This window comes from Candidatus Contendobacter odensis Run_B_J11, assembly GCF_000531125.1.
Classification (GTDB): Bacteria; Pseudomonadota; Gammaproteobacteria; order Competibacterales; family Competibacteraceae; genus Contendibacter; species Contendibacter odensensis.
This window is the reverse complement of record NZ_CBTK010000109.1, coordinates 1-2,701: the sequence shown is the minus strand read 5'-3', so window position 1 is coordinate 2,701 and position 2,701 is coordinate 1. Positions and strand designations below refer to the sequence as shown.

Annotated in this window: 4 protein-coding genes; all 4 read left to right on the top strand. The window is 51.8% G+C overall.

Translation table 11 applies throughout. The features are described from left to right. The first annotated feature begins 656 nt into the window (after window positions 1-656). Entirely contained in the window at window positions 657-1,196 is a 540-nt protein-coding gene (locus tag BN874_RS22405) for a tyrosine-type recombinase/integrase (RefSeq protein WP_051497597.1), read from the top strand. A 396-nt stretch (window positions 1,197-1,592) separates the two neighbouring features. Then, window positions 1,593-1,793 (top strand): hypothetical protein, encoded by a 201-nt coding sequence (locus BN874_RS08405; protein WP_034432050.1) that lies wholly within the window; start codon window positions 1,593-1,595, stop codon window positions 1,791-1,793. Window positions 1,794-1,810: 17 nt separating this feature from the next. Further along, window positions 1,811-2,239, top strand: coding sequence for a DUF29 domain-containing protein (locus BN874_RS08400; protein ID WP_034432048.1), 429 nt, complete (start codon window positions 1,811-1,813; stop codon window positions 2,237-2,239). A gap of 5 nt (window positions 2,240-2,244) precedes the next feature. Further along, window positions 2,245-2,701, top strand: a 457-nt coding sequence (locus tag BN874_RS25530) for a DUF1902 domain-containing protein (protein WP_230314374.1), incomplete at its 3' end; no start/stop codon positions are given.

Here is a 2,701-nt window from a genome sequence, read left to right as displayed (position 1 = left end):
AAAGTTTCTCTTATCAGTATATGCTAATTTACTATCACGGGAAAATTTACAGAAGGGAAAAATTTAGGGGCACTGCTATTGATCAGCCCAAGAATGATGGGCTTCCCTTCCGGGAGAATCCCTCAAGACACCGTTCCAACCGATTCTATCGTCCCAGCGGGAACTGAAGACCCCCGCTTGGATTTCTCTGGTCTTAGCTTCACCCATCGTTGGAAAAAAGGTCTGCGAAGTCGAGGAGGTAAAGAAGGATCGGCGGGGCGCGGAAAACCGGGGTGGGGGGGATCAAGGTCGCGTTACCCGCCCTAAAACCTTCTCTGATCATCAATAAGATGATCCCATGGCATTTGGCTCATCGCGCCCGAACTCGCCGCGATTCACTGTCACTTCCTATGCGAACTACGATATTGCGCACGACGGCCACCTCTGGCGGTAAAGGTGTGGCCTTTGATCATGCCACACCCTTTCAACCCGCTACGCGCCTACTTCCAACCTTCACCCGCTGAAACTCCACAGAATCCACGGAGATCACAGTCGACAACGGGGGGAAACAGCGAATCTGACAATTTAATAAATTGTAAGATTGACACTCAATGAACTATTGACCTATAATAGAGTCAACTACTAAACCGGGGGTGCAACCCATGAAAGGATGTCGCGTGTTGGAACAATCCGAAGTGGTGGCGCTACTGGCTAACCTTTCGCCTAGAGATCGGTTGTTGGTACTGACCGGCTTAACTTTTGGCACTCGGATTAGCGAAACCCTGAGCTTCACCTTCGGCGCTGTAGAAGGGCGCTACGTCCATATCGCCAGTGCCAAGGGCAGTGACAATGTGTCGTTCGAGGTTCCCGCCCGCTACCACGCCGATGTAGAAGCGTTGCGCGTCCTGTACCTGGATCAAGGCCGGGAAGTTACCGCCAGCACTCCACTGTTCCTCAGCCGCAAGGGCGATAACAAGGCGATCACACGGCAACAGGCCAGCGAAGTCATTACCGCCGCGTGTGCCCGATTGGGCATTGACGGCAAGGTGAACAGTCATAGCGCCCGCAAGACCTTTGTCACCCGCATTTACGCGATGACCGGCAAGGACATTGCTGAAACGAAGAAGTATTCCCGACACAAGAGCCTAGCGAACTTGGACTACTACATTGGAACCACCGATGATTTATCTCTCGTTGCCCGACTGGATTGGACATGACACTCCATCAGCGGCTCCATTGGATGTACTGGGACGCAAAAGCCGAACGGGCATCAAACCCACTCGTTCGGGCTTACTGTCACCTGAGAATGAGGCTTATCGAATGGCTGAGGTGAAAACCACCATCCGGCTTGAACCGGACACCCACAAGCAGCTACGAGCCGCGTGTGCGCTCAGTGGGGAAACTCTAAGTGAGTTCATTGCCCGTGTGAGCGGAACTGAACTGGATCGATTGGTTAAGGAGCGGCAACAGGCGAGGCAGGGGTTACACCCCGCGCAACTTCCCCAACAACCTGAACAAGAACCGCACCTATGACTTCTTTAGAGATTCATGCGCTTTGTGACTGAGTATAAAAAACAATTGGTAGCGGCTTAATGGATTCTGTAGGAGTTGATATGGAAACTCAAGACGATGGTGTTTCCGAGTTTCGCGACTTATTTCTTAAAGTTGCAGAAAACAACCCAAGAGTAGCCACTCGTGTTGCGGTGAAGTTATTCAAGATAGCGACAGAAGCTGAAAAATGCGATGCGCTTTTTGGACTTACTGATCCAGACGTAGGAGACTTTGGTGCTTATCCTAAAGACAACAATTCTTGATTGAGAGCCATTCGCCCATGACCACAGCCTACGAAACTGACTTTTACCAGTGGACGCAGCAGCAGGCCGCGCTCATCCGGCAAGGGCTATTCAGCGAGTTGGATACCGCTCACCTAATTGATGAGATTGAAGATATGGGTGGGAGCAAAGAACGGGAGTTAGAAAGTCGTTTAGGTGTGTTGCTGGCGCACCTGCTGAAATGGGAGTTTCAACCGGCGCGGCGCGGAAATAGCTGGCGGCTGACCATCAAAGAACAACGCCGCCGTATTGACCGCTTACTCAAGAAAAATCCCAGTCTCAAGCCGCTATTTCCCGGAACCGTTATTGATGCCTACGGCGATGCCCGCCTCATGGCGGCACGGGAAATGGATTGTGATGACTCGCAGTTTCCTCTTGAATGCGAGTTCACGGTTGAACAGATTACCGGCGATTATTGGCCTGAGTAGCGCTCATGAGCGACCTATCCATTCTACGCGCATTTGTTATTTCCGTGTCAGAGCATCTTGAGAAATTCAGCCAAGACGAGATTGCAGTCTCTCAGGAATTGAGTCGAGAGCAAGAGTGGTTAGAGCGAGCCAATAAACTGATGGAATCTTACGATGGATCATTAACCACGAGAAGACCCGCCATGACCCTACTTGAGATTCACGCTTTTTGGGATGACGAGGTGAATGTCTGGGTTGCTGAGAGTGAGGATGTGCCAGGGCTGATTACCGAAGCTGAAACAATGGAACACTTGGTTGAACGGTTACAGGTCATCATCCTTGAATTGATGGAATTGAACGGCAATCAGTTTGGCCCCTTCACTTTTCACCTTGTCAGCGAGCGCACGGTGATAGCACAGGCGCAGTCATTCACTCCCCCGGGTGCGGCAGGGGCGGGAGGGGGAGTCCAGCGCGGCGGTCGGC